This is a genomic window from Rhodoplanes sp. P11, assembly GCF_964266735.1.
Taxonomy (GTDB): Bacteria; Pseudomonadota; Alphaproteobacteria; order Rhizobiales; family Xanthobacteraceae; genus Rhodoplanes; species Rhodoplanes serenus.
Genome location: NZ_CAXWGY010000020.1, coordinates 14,679 through 41,088 on the forward strand (window position 1 = coordinate 14,679; position 26,410 = coordinate 41,088).

Annotated in this window: 22 protein-coding genes and 1 riboswitch; of the genes, 7 read left to right on the plus strand and 15 right to left on the minus strand. The window is 71.9% G+C overall.

Translation table 11 applies throughout. The annotated features are described in order from the left end of the window. Positions 1–178 precede the first annotated feature (178 nt). Both dgcA and ACFQUV_RS21745 read left to right on the plus strand, forming a co-directional pair. Positions 179–1,180 carry an N-acetyl-D-Glu racemase DgcA gene (dgcA, locus tag ACFQUV_RS21740; RefSeq protein ID WP_129607126.1) on the plus strand — a complete coding sequence of 334 codons (1,002 nt, stop codon included), beginning with the start codon at positions 179–181 and terminating at the stop codon, positions 1,178–1,180. 81 nt (positions 1,181–1,261) lie between these two features. After that, positions 1,262–1,837 (plus strand): hypothetical protein, encoded by a 576-nt coding sequence (locus tag ACFQUV_RS21745; RefSeq protein ID WP_244601400.1) that lies wholly within the window; start codon positions 1,262–1,264, stop codon positions 1,835–1,837. Here the strand turns inward: ACFQUV_RS21745 and ACFQUV_RS21750 are convergent. Next, positions 1,774–2,916, minus strand: coding sequence for an MFS transporter (locus ACFQUV_RS21750; RefSeq protein ID WP_129607125.1), 1,143 nt, complete (start codon positions 2,914–2,916; stop codon positions 1,774–1,776). The genes ACFQUV_RS21745 and ACFQUV_RS21750 overlap by 64 nt on opposite strands. A 200-nt stretch (positions 2,917–3,116) precedes the next feature. Here ACFQUV_RS21750 and ACFQUV_RS21755 point away from each other — a divergent pair, with 200 nt between their 5' ends. Continuing rightward, positions 3,117–5,864: a hypothetical protein gene (locus ACFQUV_RS21755; protein ID WP_378395709.1), complete on the plus strand. Its 2,748-nt coding sequence runs from the start codon at positions 3,117–3,119 to the stop codon at positions 5,862–5,864. A 290-nt stretch (positions 5,865–6,154) separates the two neighbouring features. Here ACFQUV_RS21755 and ACFQUV_RS21760 read toward each other — a convergent pair whose 3' ends face one another. The 3 genes from ACFQUV_RS21760 to ACFQUV_RS21770 form a co-directional block, all read right to left on the minus strand. Beyond that, the gene (locus ACFQUV_RS21760; RefSeq protein WP_129607837.1) at positions 6,155–7,165 is read right to left on the minus strand and encodes a threonine/serine dehydratase; all 1,011 of its coding nucleotides are present in this window, start codon (positions 7,163–7,165) and stop codon (positions 6,155–6,157) included. A 56-nt stretch (positions 7,166–7,221) separates the two neighbouring features. Continuing rightward, positions 7,222–7,923 carry a class I SAM-dependent methyltransferase gene (locus ACFQUV_RS21765; protein WP_129607836.1) on the minus strand — a complete coding sequence of 234 codons (702 nt, stop codon included), beginning with the start codon at positions 7,921–7,923 and terminating at the stop codon, positions 7,222–7,224. Positions 7,924–8,063: 140 nt separating this feature from the next. Further along, complete coding sequence (locus tag ACFQUV_RS21770; RefSeq protein WP_129607835.1) at positions 8,064–8,861, minus strand: UDP-2,3-diacylglucosamine diphosphatase; 798 nt, start codon at positions 8,859–8,861, stop codon at positions 8,064–8,066. Between the two features lie 131 nt (positions 8,862–8,992). Here ACFQUV_RS21770 and ACFQUV_RS21775 point away from each other — a divergent pair, with 131 nt between their 5' ends. The 3 genes from ACFQUV_RS21775 to ACFQUV_RS21785 all read left to right on the plus strand — a co-directional run bounded on the left by ACFQUV_RS21775 (position 8,993) and on the right by ACFQUV_RS21785 (position 11,668). Then, positions 8,993–10,177 carry a ceramide glucosyltransferase gene (locus ACFQUV_RS21775; protein ID WP_129607834.1) on the plus strand — a complete coding sequence of 395 codons (1,185 nt, stop codon included), beginning with the start codon at positions 8,993–8,995 and terminating at the stop codon, positions 10,175–10,177. A gap of 110 nt (positions 10,178–10,287) precedes the next feature. Then, on the plus strand, positions 10,288–10,788 hold the full coding sequence (locus ACFQUV_RS21780) for a hypothetical protein (RefSeq protein ID WP_378395713.1): 501 nt from the start codon (positions 10,288–10,290) through the stop codon (positions 10,786–10,788). A 100-nt stretch (positions 10,789–10,888) separates the two neighbouring features. After that, positions 10,889–11,668 (plus strand): SDR family oxidoreductase, encoded by a 780-nt coding sequence (locus ACFQUV_RS21785; RefSeq protein ID WP_129609108.1) that lies wholly within the window; start codon positions 10,889–10,891, stop codon positions 11,666–11,668. A gap of 30 nt (positions 11,669–11,698) precedes the next feature. On the opposite strand, the gene ACFQUV_RS21790 is transcribed toward ACFQUV_RS21785, so the two are convergent. The 6 genes from ACFQUV_RS21790 to thiM form a co-directional block, all read right to left on the minus strand. Then, positions 11,699–12,058, minus strand: a complete 360-nt coding sequence (locus ACFQUV_RS21790; RefSeq protein WP_129609107.1) for a VOC family protein — start codon at positions 12,056–12,058, stop codon at positions 11,699–11,701. A 210-nt stretch (positions 12,059–12,268) separates the two neighbouring features. Further along, positions 12,269–13,498 carry a LeuA family protein gene (locus tag ACFQUV_RS21795; protein WP_165363882.1) on the minus strand — a complete coding sequence of 410 codons (1,230 nt, stop codon included), beginning with the start codon at positions 13,496–13,498 and terminating at the stop codon, positions 12,269–12,271. Between the two features lie 441 nt (positions 13,499–13,939). Continuing rightward, the gene (locus ACFQUV_RS21800; RefSeq protein ID WP_129609105.1) at positions 13,940–15,013 is read right to left on the minus strand and encodes a TRAP transporter substrate-binding protein; all 1,074 of its coding nucleotides are present in this window, start codon (positions 15,011–15,013) and stop codon (positions 13,940–13,942) included. A 53-nt stretch (positions 15,014–15,066) separates the two neighbouring features. Beyond that, positions 15,067–15,879, minus strand: a complete 813-nt coding sequence (thiD, locus tag ACFQUV_RS21805; protein ID WP_129609104.1) for a bifunctional hydroxymethylpyrimidine kinase/phosphomethylpyrimidine kinase — start codon at positions 15,877–15,879, stop codon at positions 15,067–15,069. Then, positions 15,876–16,541, minus strand: coding sequence for a thiamine phosphate synthase (gene thiE, locus ACFQUV_RS21810; protein WP_244601580.1), 666 nt, complete (start codon positions 16,539–16,541; stop codon positions 15,876–15,878). Before thiE ends, thiD begins: the two co-directional genes overlap by 4 nt. Next, positions 16,538–17,389 carry a hydroxyethylthiazole kinase gene (thiM, locus tag ACFQUV_RS21815; RefSeq protein WP_129609103.1) on the minus strand — a complete coding sequence of 284 codons (852 nt, stop codon included), beginning with the start codon at positions 17,387–17,389 and terminating at the stop codon, positions 16,538–16,540. The genes thiE and thiM overlap by 4 nt, the downstream gene beginning before the upstream one ends. Next, a riboswitch (TPP riboswitch) is annotated at positions 17,378–17,540 on the minus strand. Its footprint overlaps the gene before it by 12 nt. 210 nt (positions 17,541–17,750) lie before the next feature. On the opposite strand from thiM, the gene ACFQUV_RS21820 reads away from it, so the two are divergent. Continuing rightward, positions 17,751–17,987 (plus strand): Lrp/AsnC ligand binding domain-containing protein, encoded by a 237-nt coding sequence (locus ACFQUV_RS21820; RefSeq protein WP_111385858.1) that lies wholly within the window; start codon positions 17,751–17,753, stop codon positions 17,985–17,987. Positions 17,988–18,011: 24 nt separating this feature from the next. Here ACFQUV_RS21820 and ACFQUV_RS21825 read toward each other — a convergent pair whose 3' ends face one another. From ACFQUV_RS21825 to ACFQUV_RS21845, 5 genes are all read right to left on the minus strand, one after another. Further along, entirely contained in the window at positions 18,012–18,950 is a 939-nt protein-coding gene (locus tag ACFQUV_RS21825; protein WP_111385857.1) for a DMT family transporter, read from the minus strand. Between the two features lie 141 nt (positions 18,951–19,091). Further along, positions 19,092–20,006 (minus strand): cytochrome c, encoded by a 915-nt coding sequence (locus ACFQUV_RS21830; protein WP_129609113.1) that lies wholly within the window; start codon positions 20,004–20,006, stop codon positions 19,092–19,094. A gap of 13 nt (positions 20,007–20,019) precedes the next feature. Beyond that, complete coding sequence (locus tag ACFQUV_RS21835; RefSeq protein ID WP_111385856.1) at positions 20,020–20,457, minus strand: cytochrome c; 438 nt, start codon at positions 20,455–20,457, stop codon at positions 20,020–20,022. A gap of 200 nt (positions 20,458–20,657) precedes the next feature. Then, a complete protein-coding gene (locus ACFQUV_RS21840) occupies positions 20,658–22,967 on the minus strand; it encodes a xanthine dehydrogenase family protein molybdopterin-binding subunit (RefSeq protein ID WP_129609101.1) in 2,310 nt (769 codons plus the stop codon). 247 nt (positions 22,968–23,214) lie between these two features. Continuing rightward, positions 23,215–26,400, minus strand: coding sequence for an efflux RND transporter permease subunit (locus tag ACFQUV_RS21845; protein WP_129609100.1), 3,186 nt, complete (start codon positions 26,398–26,400; stop codon positions 23,215–23,217). Between the last annotated feature and the right edge of the window lie 10 nt (positions 26,401–26,410).

The following is a 26,410-nucleotide window of genomic DNA, read 5'->3' on the forward strand; positions in this document are numbered from 1 at the left end:
CGGCCGGCGGATCATCCAGGCTGCGCAGATGAGTCGCGGTCGGCCGATACTTGACACCGCATCGCCGCCCTGTCGAGGTCCCACCACCGCCACCCGGTGCCCGCCGTCGCGTTCCGCGGCGCCCGCCCGTCCTGTTCCGCCTGCCGAGCCGCGGCGTCAGCCGCCGACCGAGCCAGCCATGTCCCTGCACGTCTCCGTCGCCACCGAAGCCTGGCCGATCGCCGGCTCCTTCACGATCGCCCGCGGCGCCAAGACCGAGGCGCGCGTGGTGGTGGCGACCGTCTCCGACGGCACCCGCACGGGGCGCGGCGAATGCGTGCCCTATGGCCGCTACGGCGAGACCGTGGAGAGCGTCGCGGCGGCGATCGCGGCGGTCGCGCTCGCCCTCGCCCGGGAGGCCGGCTCGGCCGAGGACGCCGGCCGTGCCGCACTGCAATACCTGATGCCCGCCGGCGCCGCCCGCAACGCGCTCGACTGCGCCCTGATCGATCTCGCCGCCAAGCGCGCCGGCACCCCGGCCCATGCGCTGCTCGGCCTGCCGGCCCCGCAGCCGCTCACCACCGCCTACACGATCTCGCTCGGCCCGCCCGACGCGATGGCGCGGGCGGCCGCCGCGGCGGCGCACCGCCCGCTCCTCAAGGTCAAGCTCGGTGCGCCCGAGGACCGTGCCCGCCTCGCCGCGGTGCGTCGGGCGGCCCCGGCCGCGACCCTGATCGTCGACGCCAACGAGGGGTGGAGCGAGGCCGATCTCGCCGACAATCTCGCGGCCTGCGCCGAGGCCGGGGTGGCGCTGGTCGAGCAGCCGTTGCCGGCCGGCGCCGACGCGGCCCTCGCCCGCCTTCCGCATCCGGTCCCGGTATGCGCCGACGAGAGCGTCCACGATCGTGCGACGCTTTCGGCGCTGCGCGACCGCTACGAGGCGGTGAACATCAAGCTCGACAAGACCGGCGGCCTCACCGAGGCGCTCGCCGTGGCGGCGGAGGCGCGGGCGCTCGGCTTCGAGCTGATGGTCGGCTGCATGGTCTGCACGTCGCTCGCCATCGCGCCCGCGGTGCTGGTCGCCCAGGGGGCCCGCTTCGTCGATCTCGACGGGCCGCTGCTGCTCGTGGCCGACCGGCCACACGGGGTGCGCTTCGCGGGAAGCGTTCTGCACCCCGCTACCACGGTGCTTTGGGGCTGATGTTTTCTCGTTGAGTGTTCAAACCTTGCATTCATACTCTCGGTCACGCCGGCTCGGGGACGGCGCAGCGGGAGGTGGACCATGCGGGGAGCAGCATTGGCATTCGGCGTGGCGGTGTCACTCGGCGTCGCGATGTCGGCGGGGGCCGTCACGCCGGCGGCGGCCGACGTCGTCATCGGCTCGGACCGGGGCGGCATGATCGGCGATTACGTGGCGCGCTACCAGCGCGTCCGGCAGAGCGGCGAGCGGGTGGTGATCGACGGCACCTGCCTGTCGGCCTGCACCCTGGTGCTCGGCATGGTGCCGCGTGATCGCGTCTGCGCGACGCGCAACGCGGCGCTCGGCTTCCACGCCGCCTGGAATCCGGATGCGGCCGGCAACCAGGTGACGAGCCCGGTGGCGACCCGCCTGCTGTGGAGCCTCTATCCGGCCCATGTGCGCCAGTGGATCGCCCGCAACGGCGGCCTGACACACCGGATGCTGATGATGCGCGGCCGCGCCCTCGCCGCCGTGGTGCCGCCCTGCGACGGAGCTCCGCAGCGCGCCATCGTCACCGCCCGCCGGGCGGTCGCAGCACCGGGCCAGGCCCGCGCCTACCGGCGGGCCGCCACCGCGATCACGGTGCCGATCATCGCGGACGCCGCCATGGCCAGGTAGGCGAGGCTGCCGAACGCCTCCACCAGCAGGCCGGCCGCCCCCATGGCGGCCGTGAACACCACCGCCACGACACTGGCATAGTCGCCCTGGGCGGTGGCACCGCGTCGCTCGGCGGCGAGAAACTGCATGGCACCCAGATGGGTGGCGCCGAACGACAGCGCGTGCAGGCATTGCAGCGCCGGCAGCAGTGCGGTCGGCGGATCGAACGCCATCACGCCCCAGCGCAGCAGGGCGCCGCCCGCCCCGAGCGCCAGCATGTCGATCGGCCGCAGCCGGCCGGCGAGCCGGCCCGACACCGCGAACAGGCCGATCTCGGCCACCACGCCGATCCCCCACAGAGCGCCGATTTGAAGCCCGTCGAGACCTCTGGCGGCCCATTGCAGGCTGGCGAAGCCGTACAGCACCGCGTGGCTCGACTGCACCACGCTGCCGATCGCCACCACGGCCACGAAGCTGCGCGATCCCCACAGGCTCCCGCCGGCCGTCGCCGGCGCGGCCACCGCCGACGTCGCCCCGAGCGGGCGCAACAGGCTCGCGGCCAGCGCGGTCGCCAGCATGGCGGCGGTCAGCGCCCAGACGATGTTGCCGGCCCCCAGCCGCTCCAGCAGCAGGCCGCCGCCCACATTGGCGACGATGAAGGTGACCGAGCCCCACAGCCGCACCGGCCCATAGGCGCGGCCGCGCGCCGTGAGGCCACGCAGCGCGAACGCATCGGCGAACGGCAGGATCAGCGCGAAGGCGAGCGAGGCGAGCGCATTGGCGGCGAGGATCGGGACGAACCCATGGCTCGCCTGGAGCAGCAGCATCGAGGCGGCCGTCGCCCAGGTGGCCGCCACCAGCGGCCCCTTCAGCCAGCCGCGCCGGTCCGCCAGCCGGGTGGCGACCGGCACCACCAGGGGGCGGGCCGCCATGCCGGCGGCGAGCACCACGCCGATCTCCGCCGCGTCGAGGCCGCGCGCCTCCAGCCAGACCGGCAGGAACGGCAGATGCAGCCCGGCGAAGACGAAATAGGCGGCATAGAACAGCGCAGTCCTGCGGGCGAAGCCGTCGTCGGTCGCAGCATCGGGGCGATAGGACATCGGGTGGATTGCGCTCCGGGGACGAGTCGGGCAGATGCTTTAGTTCGCGGCCGCCGAAAGGGGAATCGGTTTCGCCTGCGGCTCCGCTCTCGGGCTGGACCGGATGCCCGATCGCCCGGTCGGCGGGTGAGCTTCTCGAGTGGGTCAGCTCCTTGAGCGGGTCAGCTCCTTGAACGGGTCAGCTCCTTGAACGGGTGAGCATGTCCGACGCGCCGTCCGCCACGTCCCCGAGCGCCCCGCCGCCCGCCGGCTCCGGCGCACAGACGTCGATCGACGCCGCCTACGCGGCGATCTGCGACGCCATGATGGAAACCCAGCGGGGCCGCTGGTTCCTGGACGAGCACACCCGCCGCGCCCGCCTCACCGAAGCCGAGGCCCTGGCGGCGGCCCTCGGCCGCGTCGAGGACCGGCTCGCCGCGCTGCCCGAGACCCTGCCGGCCGCCCCGGCCCCGGCCGATCGCACCGACGAGCTTCTGGACGCCCTCGCCCGCATCGAGGCGACGGTCGCCGACCGGCCGGAGCCGCCGGCGGTCGATCTCGCCCCGATCGCCGACACGCTCGCCCGCATCGAGGCGGCGGTGAGCGAGCGGCCTGCCCCGCCGCCGGCGATCGATTCGGACGCCATCGCGACGGCCCTCGCCCGCATCGAGGCGGCCATCGCCGAGCAACCCGAGCCGCCCGCCGTCGATCTCGCCCCGGTCACCGACACGCTCGGGCGAATCGAGGCGGCGGTCACGGCCCGGCCGCAGCCCCCCGCCGTCGATCCCGAGGCGGTCGCCGCCGCCCTCGCCCGCATCGAGGCCGCCATCGCCGAGCAGCCCGCCCCGGCGGTGGGGCCGGAGGACCTCGCACCGCTCGCCCGCATCGAGGAGACTCTCGGGGCGCTGCGCGCCGTGTCGCCGCCGACCGGCTGGACCGACGATCTCGTCGCCGCGCTCGGCCGCATCGAGGCCAATCTCGCCGAGGAGCGGGCGCCGCCCGCCTTGACCGGCCTGCTGGAGGACCTGGTCGCCGCCCTCGCCCGCATCGAGGCGGTGCTGATGCGCGAGCCCGACAGCCAGGAGGCTGCCGCGACCGCCCGCGACGCCCTGATGGCGGCGGTGACGCGCCTGGATGCGCGGCTCGCCGCCGAGATGGCGGCGCTGCGGGAGGCGTCCGACATCGCGGCGCTGCGGACCGACCTGGCCTCGCTCTCCGGCGCGGTCGAGCGGGTCGGCGGCACCGTGACGGCGCTGACGGCGGCCCCGCCGGTGGACGGCCGGGACGAGACGGCAGTGCAGCGGCTACACGCGCGGATGGACGAGCAGGCGCAGCGGCTCGATCTGCTGATCGATGTGTGGGCGCGGACCCAGCCGGCTACGACGCCGGCGCCGGCCGAAGAGCCGGCCCCCGAGGCTACGCCCGCCGCGCCCGCCGCCGAGGCGGCCACCGAGATCATCGAGCCGGAGATCATCGCGCAGACGGCCGCGCCGGAGATCGATCGCGACACCGCCGAGGGCGAGCAGGACGAGCCGCACCAGGACGAGACGCCCCGGGACGAGGCGCACCAGGACGAGCCGCACCGCGACGAGGCGCCCCGGGACGAGGCGCGGTCGCCGTCGCTGGACCAGCTCCTCGACTCGGTCCGCGCGGTGCTCGCCGACGATCCCGCTCCCGCCGCCTCCGCGCCGGTCACGCGAGCAGACGGGAGCACCGCCGACCCGAGCGAGACCGTCACGGATCTCGACTCCCTGCTCGACGCCGTGCGTGCCGTGCTGGCCGACGATCCCGACCCTGCCGGCACCGCCCTCGCGGCGGCGCCGGCGGCGCCCCCGGCCGACGACCCCGCCGCGGCGGCGAGCGACGATCTCGCCGGTCCGGCAGCGGCCGATACCACGGACGCCGTGGCCACGGCCGAGCGGGCGATCCTGGACACCACCGAGGCCGCCGCCGCGGCCCTCGCGGCGATCGGCGTGGCCATGGCGGCGGTGGAGCCGGCCGATGCCGATGCCGTCGTCGACGACGGCGTCGTCGCTGTCGTCGACGACCACGACGAGGCCGATGACGATCTGTTCGCCGCGCCGAGCGAGACGTCGATGGACGCCCCGGCCGAGATGATGGCCGACGCAGCGAGCCCGGCCGCCATGCCGGCGATGCCGCTGGTCCCGATCGGCGAGGTCTTCGCCCTGCCGGAGAGCGAGCCGGAGGCCGAGACCGCACAGGCATCGGACGAGGCGCCCGACGAGATGCCGAACGAGGCACCGGCGAGCGCGGCGCCCCCCGCAGAGGACGCCGGCGAGCCGCCGGCCTCGGCCGAGCCGCCCGTCCCCGCCATGGCGGAGGCCGAGACCTCGACCGACGGCGGCGTTCCGGACGACGAGGAGGCGGTCGCGATCGAGGTGGCGCCGGACACCGGCGATCCTGCGCCCGCCATTCCGGTGGTCGAGTTCGACTTCACCGCCCCGCCGGTTCCGGCCTGGCTGGTGGGCGACGATGCCGAGGCCCGGGAGGCCGCCGCCGAAATCGCCCAGGCCACCGCGCAAGCGACCGAACAAGAGGCGGTCGCCCGCGGGTACGCGCCCGACACGCACGAGCCCGACGCACACGATACGACCGAGCCAGACAGCGATCGTCCGGACGCTTCGGCCCTCGCGGACGGCCCAACCAGCACGGTGTCATCGCTGGACGAGATCGAGCAGCGCATCGCGGCACGGCTGCACCCCGACCCGGTCAGCGCCTATCGATTCTCGATCGGCGACGTGCCGCCGGCGGCGCCGGGCTTCGATGCCGGGTCTCTCGCCGCTGCCCTGTCGGGCTCCGGCTGGGCCATGCTGAGCCGGATCGCGGCCGCCGAGGTGGCGAAGGCCGACGAAGCGCCGGAGCCGCCCCCGGTCCACACAGTGCCGATCGACCCGCTCGCCCCGCTGAAGGGGCTGACCGAGGAAGAGAAGATCGCGCTGTTCAGCTGAGCGCGACCCGCTGCGGGCCGTGCGCCGCGTCCTCATACCGATGGCCGCTGATTCTGACTCGTCATGCCCGGCACTCGGGTCCGGCCTTCGGCCGGCCCGAGCACATGCCTTGTGCCGGCCACGACGGGGTCGCGTGTCCCGGGCGGAGGCGCGATGCGCCGGAGACCCGGGACCCAGAGGCGGCGATTGCGGAGCTTGCGGCTCTGGCTGGGCCCCCGGCTCGCGGCACTGCGCGCCGCGTCCGGGGCACGAGGCCGAGAGTGCTGCCGCTAGTATCCGCCCTCAGCCGATCAGCCGATCAGCCGGGCGAACAGGTCGGCATCGACATTGCCGCCCGACAGCACCACCGCCACCACTTTGCCGGCGACCTCGACGCGGCCGGCCAGCAGCGCCGCGAGCCCGACGGCGCCGCCCGGCTCCACCACCAGCTTCAGCTCGTGGAACGCGAAGGCGACGGCGCGGCCGACCTCCTCGTCGCTCGCGGTGACACCGGCGACGCCGAGACGATGGTTCACCGCGAAGGTGATCTCGCCCGGGGTCGGCGCCAGCAGGGCGTCGCACATCGACCCCGCCGCCTGCGCGTTGCGCTCGCGCCGGCCGCTGGCCAACGAGCGGGCGTGGTCGTCGAAGCCGTCCGGCTCGGCGGTGACGATACGGGCCGCCGGCACCCGCGCCGTGACGGCGAGCGCGATGCCGGCGGTGAGGCCGCCGCCCGAGGCGTTGACCAGCACGATGTCGGGGGCGAGCCCCTGGGCGGCCAGATCCTCGACGATCTCGCGGCCCACGGTGCCCTGCCCGGCGATGATCATCGGGTCGTCGTAGGGCGGCACCAGGGTGGCGCCGCGCGCCGCCGCGATCCCGCCGGCGATCTCCTCGCGGCTCTCGCGCACGCGATCGTACAGCACCACCTCGGCGCCGAGCGCCGCCGTGCGGGCGCGCTTGCTGGCCGGCGCGTCGGCCGGCATCACGATGGTGGCCGGCATGCCGAGCAGCCTGGCGGCAGCGGCGACGCCCTGGGCGTGATTGCCGGACGAGAAGGCGACCACGCCGGCGGCGCGCCGCTCCGGCGGGATCGATGCGAGCTTGTTGTAGGCGCCGCGGAACTTGAACGAGCCGGTGCGCTGGAGCGTCTCGGCCTTGAGGAACACGCGGGCGCCGACGCGATCGTCGAGCACCGGCGAGGTGACCAGCGGCGTGCGCAGCGCGACGCCCGCGAGCCTGGCGGCGGCGGCGTCGACATCGGCGGCGGTGGGCGGGATGACGGTTGCGGCCGCAGCCGCGGGATCGGACGGGGCGCTCATGGAGCGACCCTAGAGCATTTTCTGGCGAAGTGGGACCCGGTTCGCCGGAAAATGCTCTACGCGGCCGCGCGGGCAGCCTCGTCGGCGAGGCGGCGGAAGCGCACCAGCGTGTAGACGCCGAGTGGCTTGATCGGCCGGCGCTCGATGAGCGCGACGGCGCCGTGCCGCTCCGCCCAGGCGGCGAGCCGGGCGAACGGGAACTCCGGCCGCAGGCCGAGCGCCCGCGACGGCCGCGCCAGCAGCCGCTCGATCGCCGCCGTCAGCCCCGTCTCGGAGTAGAGATGATTGACCAGGATGATCTCGCCGCCCGGCCGCACCACACGGGCGCATTCGTCGAGCACGCGCTCGGGATCGGCCACCAGCGTGATGACGAACTGGGCGACCACGCAGTCGAACGCGGCGTCCGCGAAGGCGAGATCGCTCGCGTCCATCACCATCACGGACTCGACGTGCGGAAAGCGGCCGGTGGCGAGCCGCGCCCGCGCCTTGGCCACCATCGGGGCCGACATGTCGATGCCGACCACCGCGGTCGTGTGGTCGTAGTCAGCGAACGACAAGCCGGTGCCGACCCCGACCTCCAGGATGCGGCCGCCGACCCGGCGCGCCGCCGCGGCGGCGGCCCGCCGGCCGCTCTCGAAGATAGGACCGCAGACCACGTCGTAGAGCGGCGCCCAGCGGGCATACGCCTTCTCCATCACGCGGCGGTCGGGGTCCGCATAGGCATCGAGACGCGGCGAACCTGATGGCGACTCAGACATGAAGGACTCCGGACCACCGCTTCGGCGGGACTTCGCATGAAAGGAGGAGTGCCGATCGAGACACGGCACGACGAGACGCGCCGCGACGCAGACGCGCCACGCAGACGCCGGCCGCGGCGAGCGCGACCGGCGCGTGCCGATTAGGCGGCCTGCGCGGCGATCGGCGCCGGCTCGGGCTCGCGGCTGAGCTCGCGGCCCGTCCAGGTGATGATCTCGAACCGCCCGTCGAAATGCTCGGCGACCGCCGTGCAGCTCTCCACCCAGTCGCCGCAGTTGACGTAGTGGACGCCGAAGCGCTCGTGCATCACGGCGTGATGGATGTGGCCGCAGATGACGCCGTCGACCGCGTGGTGCCGCGCCTCGGCGGCCAGCGTCTTCTCGAAGTCGCCGATGTAGTTGACGGCGTTCTTGACCTTCAGCTTGGCCCATTTGGAGAACGACCAGTAGCCGAAGCCGAGCCGCCGCATCATCCCGTTGACCAGACGGTTGATCGTGATGGCGGCGTCGTACGCCTTGTCGCCGAGCAGGGCGAGCCAGCGTGCCTGCGAGATGACGAAATCGAACAGGTCGCCGTGGATCACGAGGAAGCGGCGCCCCGTCGGCGAGATGTGGATGGCGTGCTCCACCACCTCGATGCCGCCGAAATGAGTGCCGTAATAGTCGCGCAGGAACTCGTCGTGATTGCCCGGCACATAGACGATGCGGGCGCCCTTGCGGCCCTTGCGCAGCAGCTTCTGGATCACGTCGTTGTGCGACTGCGGCCAGTACCAGCTCGACTTCAGATGCCAGCCGTCGACGATGTCGCCGACCAGATAGACCGTGTCGGCCTCGTGGCAGCGGAGGAAATCGAGAAGCTTGTCCGCCTGGCAGCCACGGGTACCGAGATGAACGTCTGAAATGAAAAGCGTACGGAATCGCCTCGAATCGCTCTCCGTCACGCGCTGCTCCCGTCAATGATCATCCAACATGGCCGGCGTTCTGACAGACTCCTGTTGCGGTTCGATGACGCACGAGGGGACGCGGCGGCGCCTGTCACGGCACCGTCACGCCGTCGATGTAGTCGCGGGCTATGACACCCGTGGACATCGCCATCACCGTGTGCGGCCTCACCGCCGCCGTTCATGTCGCCAGCGTCGCGATCGCGGCGGTTCGCTGCCGCGCACGGCGTGATCACGTCGCCCCGCCCGCCGACGCGCCGCCGATCACCATCGTGCGGCCGGTCTGCGACATCGAGAACTTCGTCGCGGAGACGCTCGGCTCGACCTTCCGGCTCGACTATCCGGACTACGAGATCGTGCTCTGCGTCGCCTCGCCGGCCGACCCGGTGATCCCGGTGGTGGACGAGCTGATGGCGCGTCACCCGCAGGTGCGGGCGCGGCTGCTCGTCGGCAACGATCCGGTGAGCCGCAACCCCAAGCTCAACAACTGCGTCAAGGGCTGGCAGGCGGCCGCCCACGACTGGATCGCCATCGCGGATTCCAACGTGCTGATGCCGCCCGACTATCTCCAGCGCCTGCTGGCCGCCTGGCAGCCCGCCAGCGGGCGGCAGCCCGCCAGCGGGCGGCAGCCCGCCAGCGGACGCGGGCGCGGCACCGGGCTCGTCTGCGCGCCACCGATCGGCAGCCGGCCCGACGGCTTCTGGGCCGAGGTCGAATGCGCCTTCCTCAACACCTATCAGGCACGCGCCCAGTACGTCGCCGACAGCATCGGGTTCGGCTTCGCCCAGGGCAAGACGCTGTTCTGGCGACGCGACGTGCTGGAGGCCGGCGGCGGCATCAAGGCGCTCGGCGCCGACGTGGCCGAGGACGCCGCCTCGACCAAGCTGGTGCGGGCCGCCGGCCTGCGGGTGCGGCTGGTCGACGGGCCGTTCGAGCAGCCGCTCGGGCGCCGTGGCGCCCGGGAGGTGTGGCGACGCCAGTCGCGGTGGGCGCGGCTGCGGCGCGCCTGCTTCCCGCACTGGTTCCTGCCGGAGATCCTCACCGGCGCACTGGTGCCGACGGTCTCGTTCGCGGTCGCGGTCCACGCGCTCGGCGGTCCGATACTGCCGCTGGTGCTGCTGTTCCTGCTCGCCTGGTACGGCGCCGAGGCGGTGCTCGCCCGCATCGCCGGATGGACGCTGTCGCCGTGGTACCCGGTGCATGCCTTGGTGCGCGACCTGATGCTGCCGGCCCTGTGGCTCGACGGCCTGCTCGGCTCGTCGTTCGAATGGCGCGGCAACGCCATGCGGGTCGAGGCCGACAACCCGGCCGCCTGAGCGACCACTAGCCACCTCCGTCGGGCGATCACCGCCCCGATGGCGGAACCTCCCGCGGACGCGCCGACTTGGCCCCGATGACCAGACCACACGATCATCGGGAGTCGAGCATGCACGACCAACGAATCAAGCGCACCACCCGCACCCTGCTGGCGGCTGTGCTGCTGTCGGGGGCCGCGACGCTCGCCATGGCGCAGAGCGGCGGCGGGGCGGGGGGCGGCGGCGCCGCCGGAGGAGCGGCGGGAGGAGCCGCCGCGGGCGGCGGCTCGGCCGCGACCGGCACCGGCTCGGGCAGCTCGGGGGTGGCGCCGACCGGCACCCCGAATGCCGGCGTCGGCTCGACCGGCTCGGTCTCCACCGGCGGCACGCCGATCGCGCCCGGCCCCGCCCATCCGGGCCAGGGCCTCAACAGCCAGGGCACCGCGACGACGCCGAGCGGCAGAGAAACCACCGGCTCCTCGGTGCCGGGGCCGAACCTGCCGGGCGGGTCCACAGCCCGCGGGGCCGGCACCTCGACACCGTCTCCGAACGGCATGGCCACGCCCGACATCATGAACGGCATGCCCAACAGCGGCGGCACGAGCGGCGGCGGCAGCGGCTCGACACGCTGACACCGACAACGACGGCCGACGAACGGACGGCTGCGGCTGGGCAGACGGGCGCCCGGCTGGTATCGAGGCGAACCCTCGCCTGGATACACGGGAGTTCCGCATGGACCTCGGCATCGCCGGCCGCTCGGCCATCGTCTGCGCGTCGAGCCGCGGGCTCGGGCGCGCCTGCGCCCAGAAGCTCGCCGAGGCGGGCTGCACCGTGGTGATCAACGGGCGCGATCGCGAGCGGCTGACCGCGACCGCGGTCGCCATCGCGGAGAGCACGCGGGCCGCGGTGATTCCGGTTGTGGGCGACGTCGCCACCCCGGAGGGCCAGGCGGCGCTGCTGGAGGCATGCCCGGCCCCGGACATCCTGGTCAACAACAATGCCGGGCCACCCTTCCGGGATTTCCGCTCGCTCGGCCGCGACGACATCCTGGCCGGCGTGGTCGCCAACATGGTGGCGGCGATCGAGCTGACCCAGAAGGTGATCGACGGCATGCGGGCGCGCCGCTTCGGCCGCATCGTCAACATCACGTCGGGCTCGGTGAAGATGCCGCTGCCGGGGCTCGATCTCTCCTCCGGGGCGCGCGCCGGGCTCACCGCCTTCATGGCGGGCGTGGCGCGCAGCGTCGCCGCCGACGGCGTGACCATCAACGGGCTGCTGCCGGGCGTGTTCGCCACCGACCGGCTGGCAGCCATGCTGGCGACGACCGCGCAGACGCGCGGCGTCGACATCGAGGCGGTGGCGGCGGAGCGTCTCGCCGCCGTGCCGGCACGCCGCCTCGGCGATCCCGACGAGTTCGGCGCCGCCTGCGCGTTCCTCTGCTCGGTGCATGCCGGCTACATCACCGGCCAGAACATCCTGATCGACGGCGGCGCCTTCCCGGGCGCGCTTTGAAAGGACCTCCGAGCGAGCGTGATCGCGACGTCATGCCGGCGGAAAGGGCCGCGAGGGTGGGGTGGCCAGCGTGAGCAGGTTGCCGTCGGGATCACGCACCTGCGCCAGCGTCGAGTAGTCGCCCGCGATATCGTCCCCGAGCACGATCCCGAGGCCCTCCAGCCTGCGGCGCTCGGCCGCGACATCGGCGACGTAAAGGAACATCACCCCCCTGCCGGCGATCTCGTCGTCGGTCGACAGCGCCAGGCCACCCTGATCGAAGAGCTCCCACTGGACCAGCGTGTCCATCGGCCGGTTGTCCGGCCTTCGGCCGAGAAGCTTGGTATACCAGTCCTCGGCCGCCGCAAGGTCAGCGGTGAGCAAGGCCGTGTAGACCTTCTGCAGGTGCATGGTTCTTCTCCGGCCGGTCTCGCTGTGAACGTCTGCTCGACCTGGGGGTTCCCGTGACGACGACGGCGGCGCCTTCCCGGCGCGCTTTGATCGCGGCGGCTCCACCCTCTGCCGGAGCGGGCAAAAGAAAACGGGCGCCCGCAGGCGCCCGCTCTTTCTGGAAGGTCGCGACCGGCGGCGCGCCCGCCGGCCGTCTTCGTTATGCGGTCTTTACGCCGCCTTGCCGAGCACGCTCTTGGCGAGATCGCGGAACTCGCCCTTGCTGAGCAGCTTCTTGTTCTTCAGCGAGTACGCCTTGACGGCCTGCAACACCTTCATGGCGTCGTCGTCCGACACCTGCATGCCGAGGTCCTGGAGCCACAGGTTGACCGAGTCGATGCCCGAGCCCTTGCCCATGACGATCTCGGCGGGCGGCTGACCGACCGCGTCCCAGCGGATCGGGAACAGCTCGGTGGCGAGCTGCTCGCCGCAGTTCTTGAACCAGCTCGTGATGATGCCGGACTCGATCTGGTAGAGGCCCGAGCCGACGATCGCCTTGTTGCTCGGCACCTGGACGCCGGCGAGCCGCTGCACCAGGTTGGCGAGGGAGGTGAGCTTGGTGGTGTCGATGCCGACGTCGACGCCGTACATGGTCTTGAGCGCCATGACGACCTCTTCCATCGGGGCGTTGCCGGAGCGCTCGCCGATGCCGAGCACCGTCGTGTGCATCACCTCGACGCCTTCGGCCAGCGCCATGATGGTGTTGGCGACGCCCATGCCGAAGTCCTGGTGGAAATGCGTCTCCAGACGCACGTTCAGGCGCTTCCTGACCTCTCGGGCGAAGTAGCGGGCGGCGTGCGGCGACAGCACCCCGAAGGTGTCGACCAGCGCCACCGCGTCCATGTGGCCTTCCTTGCCGACGCGCTCGATCAGGTCGATGGCCCACTTCAGCTCGGCGCGCGAGAAATCGATCGGGAAGAACACCACCTCGAGCCCGTTCTCGTGCGCGTAACGAGTCGACTCGATGGAAGCCTCGATCGCCTTCTCCATCGGCCACCGATAGGCGAGGTCGACGAGGTGCATGCTCGACGGGATCTCCATCACGACGCCCTTGACGCCGGTGTCGATGGCCCGCTTCACGTCCTCCTTCATGCAGCGCGCGAAGGCGAAGATCTCGGGGCCGAGATTGCGCTTCACGATCTCCTTGATGGCGTCGTTGTCGGAGGGCGAGACGATCGGCATGCCCGCCTCGATGCGGTGCACGCCGGCCTCGGCCAGCGCCTCGGCGATCCGGATCTTCTCGTCCTTGGAGAAGATGACGCCGGTCTGCTGCTCACCGTCGCGAAGCGTGACGTCGTGGATCTTGATCGACTTGGGAAACTTGAGGTCCTTCACAACCTCGTCCGCGTAGTTCCACGGGCTCACGAACCAGTCCTTGGCTTTCCACGGTTCAGTCGCCATCTGGCTGCTCCTTTCGGGCTGAAGGATCGAACGACAATAGTCGGAACTCGGGCCGTCGCCGGACGACGAAGCGAGCCGTGCCGCTCCTGACAGGGTCGGCATTGTACAGGCTCCGAGCCCGAAGACAGGCCCGTGGGCCTTGCTGAAACCTCCGATCTGTCATGCGGTTGACGCCGAACATGGAGCCCCCGCTGGAAACGCATTTCATACCGTCGCGTCGCCGCCGAACGGGCGTTCCCCGGCGGACGGGGCCGGGACGCACATCGCCCGGGGGGCCGGGGCGGACGGCCGACATCGGAGCAGGCAGCACGAGGGGCAGCGGTCGGACCGGCCGCAACGGCCGGTCGCGCCGCATGGTATGTCAAGTCGACCGGCGACGGGAAGGCGCCGCACGCTCGCAACGGCGCGGCCGTCTGCCGCGTCGCAGCATGACGCGGTGGGTCAGGCGCCGCGGGCTTCCAGCACGGCGCGGATCGACACCCGGGACCACGGGGCCACGCGATCGCGGAATCCCGTGTAGGAGTCGTGGACCTTGCGGGCGAGCGTGTTCTGACTTGCGATACCGGCCAGCACGTCGACGGCCTGCACCCGCGCCGCCTCGACGATCTCGGCCGGGAAGCTCTCCAGCTTCACCTTGTGGCGCTCGATCAGCGCGGCGAGCGCCTCGGCGTTCAGCCGCTCCATCTCGGAGAGCGCATAGCCCGCCTCGGTGGCGCAGGCGTGCGCCACGATTGCCTTGAGGTCGGCGTCGAGGCCCTTCCAGGCGGACAGCGAGACCAGGCACTCGCCGGTGCCGTTCGGCTTGTTGAAGCCGGGACCGTAGTAGTGTGGCGCCACCCGGTAGAGGCCGAGCGCGATATCGGTGCCGGGGCCGACGAACTCGGCGCCGTCGAGCACGCCCGATTGCAGGCTGACCAGAATGTCGGCCGGTGCGGTCGTCTGCGGCGTCGCCCCGAGCCGGCGATAGACCTCGCCGCCGAGCCCGAGCGCCCGCACCTTCAGGCCGCGCAGCGCCGACAGGCCGCCGAGCGGCGCCCGGAACCAGCCGCCCATGCACACGCCGGTGTTGCCGCCCATGAACGGCTTGACACCGAACGGCGCATACACCTCGTCCCACAGGGCCTGGCCCCCGCCCGCCTCGACCCAGGCGACGTGCTCGGCCGGCGTCAGCCCGAACGGCACCGTGGTGTAGAACGCCGCCGCCGGCTGCTTGCCCTGCCAGTAGAACGCCGCCGTGTGGCCCATCTCGGCGACGCCGCCGCCGACCGCATCGAGCACCTCGAAGGCGGGCACCAGCTCACCGGCCGCATGCACGGTGATCTGGAGACGGCCGCCCGACAGCGCCGCGATCCGCTCGGCGATGCGCTCGGCCGACATGCCGGGGCCCGGCAGCCGCTTGGGCCACGAGGTCACCATGCGCCAACGCCGTGTCTCGCCGCGCGCCACGTGGGGCGCCGCCAGGGCCGCGAGGCCCACCGCCCCGCCCGCCAGATGCCGTCGGGTGAAGCTCGTCATGTCACGCTCCTGTCTGTTCGGCACGCCGTGCGGCGTCCGCGGTCGACGGCGCCTCACCACCATCGCGAAAAATGATGCAGCGGCCCGTGGCCATGCCCGATGGCGAGCCGATCGGCCGCCGCGATGGCGTCGGCCACATAGGTCTTGGCGGCGCCGACCGCGTCGGCGAGGCCGAGCCCCCGGGCGAGCCCGGCCGCGATCGCCGAGGACAGCGTGCAGCCGGAGCCATGGGTGTTGCGAGTGGCGACGCGCGGCGCCGCGAAGCGGCGCACGCCGTCGGCCGTCACCAGCAGGTCGGTGCTCTCCGGTCCCTCGCCGTGGCCCCCCTTCATCAGCACGGCGCGGGCGCCCCGGGCGATCAGCGCCTCGCCCTGCGCCCGCATGGCGGCCTCGTCGGTGGCCACCGCACAGTCGAGCAACGCCGCCGCCTCGGGCAGGTTCGGGGTGACGAGATCGGCGCGCGGCAGAAGATCGCGCACCAGTGTCGCCACCGCCTCGGGCGCCAGCAGCCGCGCCCCCGAGGTGGCGATCATCACCGGATCGAGCACCACGTTGCGGGCGGTGTGGCGGGCGAGCCCGTCCGCCACCGCCTCGATGGTGGCCGGCACCGACAGCATGCCGATCTTGACGGCGCCGACCGCGAGATCGGAGAACACCGCGTCGATCTGGGCGGTGACGAAGGCGGGCGGCACGTCGTGAATGCCGGTGACGCCGCGGGTGTTCTGCGCGGTCAGCGCGGCGATCACCGACGCGCCGAACACGCCGAGCGCCGAGAAGGTCTTGAGATCGGCCTGGATGCCGGCACCGCCGCTCGAATCGGAACCCGCGATGGTGACCGCGATGGCGGTGCGGCTCGCCTCCGTCATGCCGGCACCCGGCCGGCGAGCGCCTGATCCACCACGCCACGCAGCCGCCGCGCCGCCTGCTCGGGATCGGCGGCGAGCGACAGCGCGGCGATCACCGCGACGCCGTCGCCGCCGGCCCGGATCACCGCGGCCGCATTGGTCTCGTCGATGCCGGCGATCCCCTCGACCGGCAGGCTCGGCGCCCGCCGCCGCAGCACGGCGCGGATCGCCGCGAAGCCCTCCGGCCCCATGGGCGGCGCCGGATTGTGCTTCGACAGGGTGGTGTAGACGCCGCCGACCCCCGCATAGTCGATCAGCCCGACGGGAACGCTCTCGGCCTGCTCGACGGTCTTGATCGAGTGACCCACTATGGCGCCCGGTCCGAGCAGCGCGCGCGCATCCTCGATCGCCATGTCGTCCGGCCCGACATGGACGCCGGCGGCGCCGGCCGCCAGTGCCACGTCGACCCGGTCGTTGATCACCAGCGGCACGCCGAGCGGCGTCAGCACGGCGAGGAGCGCCCGCGCGGTCTCCACCATCGGGCGGGTGTCGCCGCGCTTGTCGCGGAGCTGCACCAGGGTGGCGCCGCCGGCCACCACGGCGCGGGCGAGATCGACGAGGCTGCGGCCGCCGGCCCGCTCCGGGTCCAGGATGGCGTTGAGACGCAGATCGACCGGCATCATTCCACCTTCGCCCGCTCGTGCAGGTCCTTGCTGTCGAGATCCGAGAGCGCGTCGAGGATCGCCACCGCCAGGCTGCCGGGGCCGCTCGACACCACCGCGGCCCGCTCGGCCGCGACGCCCAGCACGACGTGGCCGGCGACGGCCGCCAGCCACGCATCGTCCTCCACCGCCAGGCAGGCGGCGACCAGCGCGGCGCCCGCACAACCCATGGCGGTGATCCGTGCCATCCAGCGGTGGCCGTTGGCGACGCCGGCGAGCCGCCGGCCATCGGTCATGCGGTCGGTGGCGCCGGTGAGCGCCACCACGCTGCCGGCCTCGGCCGCGAAGGCGGCGAGCGCGGCGGTCTCCGGCGGGCCGGCGGGCGCCGCGGCCAGCGACGCGAACTCCGTCTCGTTGAGCCGCACCACCGCCGGGCGGCGGACGAGCAGCCCGGCCGCCACGTCGCGACGCAGCGGCGAGCGGTCGACAAAGACGGGGTCGAGCACCCAGGGCCGAGCGTTCGCCATGGCGGCATCGACCGCGAGATCGATGGCGGCCCGCCGCTCGCCGTCGAGGGTGCCGAGATTGACCAGCAGCGCGTCGGCCGAGCCGACGAAGGCCGCGACCTCCTCGGCCGAATGGGTCATCGAGGGAACCGCACCGGCGGCGAGCAGAACATTGGCAGTGAACGCCTGGGCGACCGTGTTGGTGATGCAGTGGACCCGCGGCCGCCGCTCGCGCAGCCGGGCGAGCACATCGGCGACGCCGTCGAGGACGGCTGCGCCGTCGAGGACGGCTGCGCCGTCGAGGACGGTGCTCCGATCGAGCGAAACGGCATGGTCGACGGGATCGCCGGGTCGCGATCGCATCTCGAGCTCCCTCCGCCGGCATGATCCGGATCAGGTTCGACGGGTTGGCCTGGCGTCGGTTCCGGTGCGGCGGACCTCCGGGTCTGCCTCCGGCCGGCGTTCGCGCCTCTCAGCCCGGCGGCGAGTCCGCCGGACACCCCGCTGAGATTGCGGGACGGACCTTAGAGCATTTTCTCTCCAAGGGAAATCAGCGCGGAATCGGCTCACCACGGCGGCGACCCGGCCGCCCCTGCGCGGGTGCCGTCCGGATCGGCTCCGACGCTTGTCAAAGCGGTGCGGTTTTGCTCGATTGCGGCGACCGTCGCCGGGCGGGCCGGACCACCCAGCCGCGCCGGCACCGGAGAGGCGCCAGGGGAAGGCCATGATTCCGTTCTTCGTGCAGATCAAGTGCAACCTGGGCAAGTCCTACCAGGTCGCCAACGAGCTCGCCGACGCCGAGATCGCGTCCGAGATCTACTCGACCGCCGGCGACTTCGATCTGCTGGTGAAGTTCTACGTCGAGCAGGGCACCGATATCGGCCACTTCGTCAACGAGAAGGTGCAGACCATCCCGGGCATCGTCGACACCCGCACCATCATCACCTTCAAGGCGTTCTGATCCGCCGGCTTGTGCGCGCCGCCGTCAGGCTCCCGCGTCGGGCGGCGGCAGCTTCGGGCGCTCCCGCGCGCGGCGGGCGGCGATCCGCCGCTCGCGCCAGATCACGAACAGGCCGGACAGCACCACCACCACGGCCCCCACATAGGCGTAGACGGTCGGGATCTCGCCGAACGCCGCATAGCCGATCACGAAGGCGAACAGGAGCGCCAGGTAGTCGAACGGCGCCATGATGGAGGCCGGCGCGTAGCGGTAGCTCTCGGTCAGCAAGAGGTGCGAGAGGCCGCCCAGCACGCCGATCGCCACCAGCGCGACGACCTGCGGCAGCGTCGGGGTCTGCCACACGAACGGCAGGATCGCGGACGAGACCACCGTGCAGATCAGCGAGAAGTAGAAGACGATCGACGAGGTCGTCTCGCTGTCGGTGAGGCGGCGGGTCTGGATCACCGCGAGCGCGTTGGTGAAGGCGGCACCGAGCGCGCACATCGCCCCAATGGTGCTCTCGGCCGAGCCGGCCGTGACCAGCCGGCCGAGGTTGAGATACGGCCACAGCATCACCAGCACGCCGGCGAAGCCGACCGTCACGGCCGACCAGCGATAGGCGCGCACCCGCTCGCTCAGCACCAGGGCGGCGAGCGCCACGGTGATCATCGGGCCGGCGAAGCTGATGGCGGTCGCGTCGACCAGCGGCAGCCGCGCCAGCGCCGCAAAGTTGAGGAACATGCCGGCCACGCTGATCGAGCCGCGAGCGAGATGCCCGAGCGGCCGGCGCGTGCGCACCGCCGAGGCGAGCTCGCGCCGCGCCGCGTAGATCAGCACCACCGGGATCAGCGCGAACACGCTGCGGAAGAACACCACCTCGCCGAGCGGCACCCCGGATTCGCCGACATACCGCACCAGCGCCGACATGAACGCGAACAGCAGGACCGACAGGACCTTGATGAGAATGGCGGCGTTCAGGCTCATGGCGGCGGGCAAGGACGAGCGGACGGACGGAGCGGACGACGAGTGACCTGGGGCCACCCTTTGTCGCACGCCCCGGCGAGCCGCGAAACCCGCCGGCGCCGCCGACCACGTGAGACTCGTCGTCGAGACGACGGACTGCCGTCAGCGGCGCTCCGGCCGCGGCGGTCCGTCGACCGGCGGCAGCGACTTGAGGTACTCGGCCATGGCGGCACGGTCCGCCGGAGACAGCTCGCGGGTGTTGCGCACCACCGCCGTCATGGTGCCGCCGACCGAGTCGCCGTCCGGCAGGTCGCCCGTCTCCAGCAGGTACTCGACATCCTTGGCGGACCAGCTCGCCAGGCCCTTGCCGGTGATGTTCGGAACCCACCCCTCGCCTTCCGGATTTGGCCCGCCGGCGAAGCGCTGCGCCGCCACGATGCCGCCGAAGCGATCGCGCGGCGAATGGCATTCGGCACAGTGGCCGGGGCCGTTGACCAGATAGGCGCCGCGGTTCCACGCCGCCGAGCGCGACGGATCGGGCGTGAACGGCTTCCCGTCGAGATTGGCGAGCTTCCACAGCCCGAGGCCGCGACGGAACGAGTACGGAAAGGCCAGCTCGTGGTCGGGCGCCCGGCCGGAGACCGCCGGCAGCGTCTTGATGTAGGCGAACAGGTCGCGCAGGTCGCCGACCGTCATCCGCTGGTAGGACGTGTACGGGAACGCCGGGTAGTAGTGGCGTCCGTCCGGCGACGTGCCGTCCAGCATGGCGGTGACGAACTCCGCCTCGCTCCACCGGCCGATGCCGTCGGCCGGATCCGGCGAGATGTTGGGCACGTGGAAGGTGCCGAACGGCGAGCGCAGCGCCAGGCCGCCGCCGAGGCGGTCACGCTCCTCCTTGGAGGAGGCGTGGCAGGAGGCGCAGCCACCGGCGAAGAACAGCGTGCGGCCATTGTCGAGATTCGGTGTGTGGGGACCGAGCGACGCCGCCGGCACGCGGGCCGGCTCGGTGACCACGAGGAACACCGCGACGCCGGTGCCCAGCACCAGCACCGCGGCGATCAGAACACGGAGGAGCACCGGCACGGCCGGATCAGCTCTTCTTCAGCCGGTAGGTCTCGTGGCAGCCGCCGCAGCTCTTCTGCACCTCCGAGAAGGTGGCCTTGAAGCTGGCCTCGTCCTTCACCTTGCCCTTGGCCTCGGCGGCGTCCTGGCCGAACTTGGCGAGCTTCGCCTGGAAGTCGCTCATGTTCTGCCAGATGCGCGGATCGGCCGCGGTGTCGCCGCCGGTCTGGGTGGTCTCCGGGAACAGCCCCTTCGTCTTGGTGGCGCTGTCCGCATAGGTCTGGAAGATCGTCTGCGCCTTGGCCAGATCGAACGGCATCTCACCGCGGGCCATCTGGGCGCCGATGCGGGCCTGGTCGCCATTGGCCTTCATGGCGGCCTTGCGCTCCGCGATCGGGTCCTGGGCGGCCGCGACCGTCACGCCCGCGAGGAGCACGGCGGCGGCGAGCATCGTACGACTCTGCATGGAGACTCCTTGTCGACTGTTGGGGAGAGGGACGATCCGAACCTCCGCGGGCGGCACGACGCGATGCGTGACGCGGGAGAATCCGGCAAGCTTGCCAGTCCTAGCGATCTTCCACGACATCGGCACCACGGCGTCGACGTGGGTCAGGTCACGATTGCGCGATGGTGCGGTGATGAGGACGGCGGATTTGCGGCACCGGATCACAGCGTGTGCATCCGCTCGCCTTCGCGCAGCGCCGCCCACACCCGCTCGGGCGTCGCCGGCATGTCGATGTGGCGGATGCGGTAGGCGCGCCACAGCGCATCGACGATGGCGTTGACGAGCGCCGGTGACGCCCCGATGGTGCCGGCCTCGCCGGCCCCCTTCACGCCCAGCGGATTGGTGGCGCAGGGCACGTTGCGGGTCTCGAACAGGAACGCCGGCAAGTCGCCGGCGCGCGGCAGCGCGTAGTCCTGGAGCGTGGCGGTGAGAAGCTGGCCGCTGTCGAGATCGAACACCGCGCCCTCCATCAGCGCCTGGCCGATGCCCTGGGCGGCGCCGCCGACGATCTGGCCCTCCAGCAGCAGCGGGTTCAGCGTCATGCCCATGTCGTCGACGATGACGAAGCGGATGATCGCCACCCGCCCGGTGTCCGGATCGATCTCCACCTCGACCACATGGGTGCCGTTCGGATAGGTGGCGACCTTGGGCCGGAACGTGTCGGCGACGGTGAGCCGCGCCGGATCGCGCGACGCCGCCGCGGTGGCGACGTCAGCCAGATCGATGGTCCGATCGGTGCCGGCGATCCGGACGGTGCCGCCGGACAATTCGAGATCGGCGGGCGCCGCCTCGAGCGCGTCGGCCGCCACCTCGCGGATCACCTCGGCGAGCCGGCGCGAGGCGCCGGCCACCGCGACGCCGCCGCACGGGATCGAGCTCGAGCCGCCGGTGCCGCTGCCGGTGGCGATCAGGTCGGTATCGCCCTGCACGACCCGCACGCGGTCGGCCGGCAGGTCGAGATGATCGGCGACGATCTGCGCATAGGCGGTGTGATGGCCCTGCCCGGTCGACTGCGAGCCGATCAGCAGCGTGACGGCGCCGTCGTCGTCGAGCCGCAGCGTCGCGGTCTCCGGCCCGTTGCCGCCGCACGCCTCGATGTAGGTCGAAAGCCCGATGCCGCGCAGCCGGCCGTCGCGCTTCGCGGCCGCGGCCCGCGCCGGAAAGCCGTCCCAGTCGGCGAGCGTCTGGGCGCGGGCGAGATGCGCCGCGAAGTCGCCGGAGTCGTAGGTGCGGCCGGTCGCGGTGCGATACGGCATGGCGGCGGGCGGGATGAAGTTCTTCCGCCGCAGCGCGTCGGGCGCCACGCCGAGATCGCGCGCCGCGGCGTCGACCAGCCGCTCGATGACATAGGATGCTTCCGGCCGCCCGGCGCCCCGATAGGCGTCGACCGGCACCGTGTGGGTGAAGGCGCCGCGCACCCGCGCCCGGATCGTCGGAATCGCATAGACGCCGGGCAGCATGCCGGCGCCGGCGATCGGGATATAGGGCGCGTAGGCCGAGAGATACGCTCCCATGTCGGCGATGGTGTCGACATCGAGGGCGAGGAAGCGGAGATCGGCGTCGAGGGCGAGCCGCGCCGTGGTGACGTTGGCACGGCCGTGGCTGTCACCGAGGAAATGATCGCTGCGATCGGCGACCCAGCTCACCGTGCGGCCGAGCCGCTCGGCCGCCACGGCGGCGAGCGCGTATTCGCGATAGGTGAACAGCTTGGTGCCGAAGCCGCCGCCGACATCGGGCGTCACCACCCGCAGCCGCTCGGGCGGAATGCGCAGCACATGCTCGGCCAGGACGTCGCGCACCGTGTGGGAGCCCTGGCTGCCGAGCGTGAGGGTGATGCGGCCGTCGGCCGGGTCGAATGCCGCCGTGACGGCGCGGGTGTCGAGATAGTTGGCGACGAGGCGCTGGTTGACGAGCCGCAGCGTGACCACATGGGCGGCGGCCGCGAAGGCCGCCTCGGTGGCGGCGGCGTCGCCGGTCGTCGTGTCGAACACGGCATTGCCGGAGGGCAAGTCCGCATGGACGACCGGCGGCGCTCCCTCGGCGAGCGCCGCGACGGCGTCGACCACATGGGGCAGCGCCGTGTAGTCGACCACGATCGCCTCGGCGGCATCGCGCGCCTGGTCGAGCGTGTCGGCCACCACGAAGGCGACGGCGTCGCCGACATGCCGGACCGTGTCGGTGGCGAGGATCGGATAGGCGGGCGCCGCGATCTCGACGCCGCGCGGCCGCGCCAGGCACGGCAGCGGCCCGAGGTCGGCGATGTCGGCGGCGGTGAGGATCAGCCGTACGCCGGGCATCGCGCGGACGGCATCGAGATCGTGCAGGCGGAAGCGGGCGTGCGGATGCGGCGCGCGCAGCACCACGGCCCGCAGCGCATCGGCCGGCACGAGGTCGGAGACATAGCGGCCGGCGCCGCGCAGAAAGGCGTCGTCCTCGGTGCGGACGACCGCCTGGGAGGTGCCGAACTTCATGGCGCTGTTCCGCGCGGCAGGCACGATGAGCGGCCGCCTCCGACACCGATCATGTCAGCAATCTCCGTCCACGCTTCGTCGCTGTCCGAAGCTATGATGGCGAACCGCCGCCGTCCATGGGGCACGAACCGCCGTCGACGGACGCGGCGCGCCAGAACGGCGCGCGCCGCACAGGGATTCGACAGGTTCTCGGCGATATGCGACGCCACGGCCGGCGGCTCGCACCGAGCCGCCGGCCGCGCATGCGTCATTCGGCGGGCTGGCCGTGCGACTCCGGCGGGGGCGCATCCCGGCGGGCGCGCCGCCGGCCCGGCAGGCTGGAGAGCCAGCTTCCGACCACGAAGAAGGCCGGGGTGAACACCAGGCCGAACACGGTGACGCCGATCATGCCGGCGAACACCGCGGTGCCCAGCGCCTGCCGCAGCTCGGCGCCCGCCCCGGTCGCCCACACCAGCGGCACCACGCCGAGGATGAAGGCCAGCGACGTCATCAGGATCGGACGCAGACGCAGCCGTGCCGCCTCCACCGCCGCCGACAGCCGGTCGCGGCCCTGATCCTCGAGCTGCTTGGCGAACTCGACGATCAGGATGGCGTTCTTGGCGGCCAGTCCGATCAGCACCACGAAGCCGACCTGGGTCAGGATGTTGTTGTCCATCCCGCGCAGGATGACGCCCGAGATCGCCGCCACCAGGCACATCGGCACGATCATGATGACGGCGAGCGGCAGCGTCAGGCTCTCGTACTGGGCGGCCAGCACCAGGAACACGAAGACGACGCCGAGCACGAAGGCGAACAGCGCCGTATCGCCGGCCCTGATCTGCTGATAGGCGAGGCTGGTCCATTCGTAGCCGACGCCGGGCGGCAGCGTCTCGGCGGCGAGCTTCTCCATGATGGCGATGGCCTGGCCCTGCGAGTAGCCGGGGGCCGAGTCGCCATCCAGCTCGGCGGCCGGATAGAGGTTGTAGCGCGGCACCCGGTAGGGACCCGAGATGTCGCGCACCGTCGTGAAGGCGCCGAGCGGCACCGTCTCGCCGCGGCCGTTGCGCACCCGCAGCGTCAGCACGTCCTTGGGCTCCAGCCGGTGGCCGGGCTCGGCCTGGGCCTGCACCCGGAAGGTGCGGCCGAACAGGTTGAAGTCGTTGACGTAGGACGACCCGATATAGACCTGGAGGGCGTTGAACACGTCGGCCAGGTTGATGCCGAGAAGCTGCGCCTTGGTGCGGTCGATGTCGAGGAAGAGCTGCGGCGTCGACGTCTCGAACAGCGAGTAGACCTGCTTCAGCCCGGGCGTCTGGGCGGCGCGCCCCATCATGGCGTAGACGGCGCCGAGCAGCGTCTGCGAGCCGACGCCGTCGCGGTCCTGGATCATCATGCGGTAGCCGCCGGCATTGCCGATGCCCTGCACGGGCGGCGGCAGCACCACCACGGTGAACGCATCCTGGATGACGGCGAGCTTGCCGAACAGCGCCCCCTGGATGGCGACCGCCGACTTCGTCGGATCGCCGGCCCGCTTCTCGAACGGCTCCAGGATCAGGAACATGGCGCCGCCGTTCGGGGCGTTGGTGAAGGTGGCGCCCGAGAAGCCGACGATGTTGACCACATGGCCGACGCCCGGCGTGGCGAGGGCGAGCTCGGCGGCGCGCTTCATCACCGCGTCGGTGCGCTGGAGCGAGGAGCCGGGCGGCAACTGCGCCGCGACGATGAGATAGCCGAGGTCCTGCTGCGGGATGAAGCCGCGCGGCGTCGAGCGGAACTCGTTGAGCCCGAAGGCGAGCACGCCGGCGTAGAGCACCAGCATCACCACGGTGAAGCGGACCACCTTGCCGGCGAGCCAGCCATAGCCGTTAGCGACCGCATCGAAGCCGCGGTTGAACAGGCGGAAGAAGCCGTGGATCGGCCGCTCGTACCAGCGGTCGCGGTGTCTCGGATCGTGCGCCTTGAGCAGCAGCGCGCACAACGCCGGCGACAGCGTCAGCGACACCATCAGCGAGATCAGGGTCGAGCCCGCGATGGTGAGCGCGAACTGCCGGTAGAACTGCCCCGAGATGCCGGTGATGAAGGCGGTCGGCACGAACACGGCGGACAGCACCAGGGCGATGGCGATCAGCGCGCCGCCGACCTCGTCCATGGTCTTGTGCGCCGCCTCGCGGGGACTGAGCCCGTCTGCAATGTTGCGCTCGACGTTCTCCACCACCACGATGGCGTCGTCGACCACGATGCCGATGGCGAGCACCAGACCGAACAGCGACAGGTTGTTCAACGAGAAGCCGAACAGGCTCATCACGAAGAAGGTGCCGATGAGCGAGATCGGAATCGCCAGAATGGGGATGACCGCCGCCCGCCAGGTCTGGAGGAACAGGATCACCACCAGCACCACCAGGATCACCGCCTCGAAGATGGTCTCGACGACGGCGCGCACCGATTCGGCGATGAACTGGGTCGGGTTGTAGATGATGGCGTACTCGACCCCCTGCGGGAAGCCGGACTTGAGGCGCTCCATCGTCGCCATCACGCCCTGGCCGGTGGTCAGCGCGTTCGAGCCCGGACGCTGGAACACGCCGAGCGCCACCGCCTGGCGGCGGTCGAGATACGAGGTCGACGAGTAGTCCTGCGCGGTCAGCTCGACCCGTCCGATGTCCTTGATGCGGACGACGGCGATGTCGGTCTGCTTGACGACGATGTTGGCGAACTCCTGCGGATCGCTGAGGCGCCCGAGGGTGCGCACCGCCACCTGGAAGGCGAGCTGGTCGGGCACCGGCGGCTGGTTGAGCACCCCGGAGGCGACCTGGATGTTCTGGCCGCGCAGCGCCTCGGTGACGTCGGCCGCCGTCAGGTTGAGCGACGACAGGCGGTCCGGATCGAGCCAGATCTGCATCGCATAATCGCGACCGCCCCACACCACGATGGAGCCGACGCCGTCGACGCGGGACAGCACGTCACGGATCTGGATGTTGGCGAAGTTGGAGATGAACAGCGCGTCGCGGGAATCGTCGGGCGAGTAGAGATTCACCACCATCAGGATGTCGGGCGACGACTTGGTGACCGTCACGCCGATCTGCTGCACCTGGATGGGCAGGCGCGGCTGCGCCACCGCCACGCGGTTCTGCACCTGCACCTGGGCGATGTCGAGATTGGTGCCGATGTTGAACGTCACCTGGATCGAGAAGCGGCCGTCGGCGGTCGAGTTCGACGAGATGTAGAGCATCCCCTCGACGCCGTTGATCTGCTGCTCGATCGGCGCCACCACGGTCTCGGCCACCGTCTCGGCGCTGGCGCCGGGAAACTGGCCGGACACGTTGATCACCGGCGGGGCGATCTCCGGATATTGGGCGACCGGCAGCCGCAGATAGGCCACCGCACCCAGGATCACGATGACGATCGAGACGACCGACGCGAAGATCGGTCGCTCGATGAAGAAGTGCGACAGCTTCATCGGTGGGGTC

Excerpts from the sequence above, each read along its gene's own strand:
- dgcA (WP_129607126.1), top strand. The coding sequence starts at position 179 with ATGTCCCTGCACGTCTCCGTCGCCACCGAAGCCTGGCCGATCGCCGGC.
- ACFQUV_RS21800 (WP_129609105.1), bottom strand. The coding sequence starts at position 15,013 with ATGACGAGCTTCACCCGACGGCATCTGGCGGGCGGGGCGGTGGGCCTC.
- ACFQUV_RS21790 (WP_129609107.1), bottom strand. The coding sequence starts at position 12,058 with ATGCACCTGCAGAAGGTCTACACGGCCTTGCTCACCGCTGACCTTGCG.
- ACFQUV_RS21760 (WP_129607837.1), bottom strand. The coding sequence starts at position 7,165 with ATGAGCGCCCCGTCCGATCCCGCGGCTGCGGCCGCAACCGTCATCCCG.
- ACFQUV_RS21785 (WP_129609108.1), top strand. The coding sequence starts at position 10,889 with ATGGACCTCGGCATCGCCGGCCGCTCGGCCATCGTCTGCGCGTCGAGC.
- ACFQUV_RS21745 (WP_244601400.1), top strand. The coding sequence starts at position 1,262 with ATGCGGGGAGCAGCATTGGCATTCGGCGTGGCGGTGTCACTCGGCGTC.
- ACFQUV_RS21820 (WP_111385858.1), top strand. The coding sequence starts at position 17,751 with ATGATTCCGTTCTTCGTGCAGATCAAGTGCAACCTGGGCAAGTCCTAC.
- ACFQUV_RS21795 (WP_165363882.1), bottom strand. The coding sequence starts at position 13,498 with ATGGCGACTGAACCGTGGAAAGCCAAGGACTGGTTCGTGAGCCCGTGG.
- ACFQUV_RS21825 (WP_111385857.1), bottom strand. The coding sequence starts at position 18,950 with ATGAGCCTGAACGCCGCCATTCTCATCAAGGTCCTGTCGGTCCTGCTG.
- ACFQUV_RS21775 (WP_129607834.1), top strand. The coding sequence starts at position 8,993 with ATGACACCCGTGGACATCGCCATCACCGTGTGCGGCCTCACCGCCGCC.
- ACFQUV_RS21755 (WP_378395709.1), top strand. The coding sequence starts at position 3,117 with ATGTCCGACGCGCCGTCCGCCACGTCCCCGAGCGCCCCGCCGCCCGCC.
- ACFQUV_RS21780 (WP_378395713.1), top strand. The coding sequence starts at position 10,288 with ATGCACGACCAACGAATCAAGCGCACCACCCGCACCCTGCTGGCGGCT.
- ACFQUV_RS21840 (WP_129609101.1), bottom strand. The coding sequence starts at position 22,967 with ATGAAGTTCGGCACCTCCCAGGCGGTCGTCCGCACCGAGGACGACGCC.
- ACFQUV_RS21750 (WP_129607125.1), bottom strand. The coding sequence starts at position 2,916 with ATGTCCTATCGCCCCGATGCTGCGACCGACGACGGCTTCGCCCGCAGG.
- ACFQUV_RS21765 (WP_129607836.1), bottom strand. The coding sequence starts at position 7,923 with ATGTCTGAGTCGCCATCAGGTTCGCCGCGTCTCGATGCCTATGCGGAC.
- thiD (WP_129609104.1), bottom strand. The coding sequence starts at position 15,879 with ATGACGGAGGCGAGCCGCACCGCCATCGCGGTCACCATCGCGGGTTCC.
- ACFQUV_RS21835 (WP_111385856.1), bottom strand. The coding sequence starts at position 20,457 with ATGCAGAGTCGTACGATGCTCGCCGCCGCCGTGCTCCTCGCGGGCGTG.
- thiE (WP_244601580.1), bottom strand. The coding sequence starts at position 16,541 with ATGATGCCGGTCGATCTGCGTCTCAACGCCATCCTGGACCCGGAGCGG.
- ACFQUV_RS21845 (WP_129609100.1), bottom strand. The coding sequence starts at position 26,400 with ATGAAGCTGTCGCACTTCTTCATCGAGCGACCGATCTTCGCGTCGGTC.
- thiM (WP_129609103.1), bottom strand. The coding sequence starts at position 17,389 with ATGCGATCGCGACCCGGCGATCCCGTCGACCATGCCGTTTCGCTCGAT.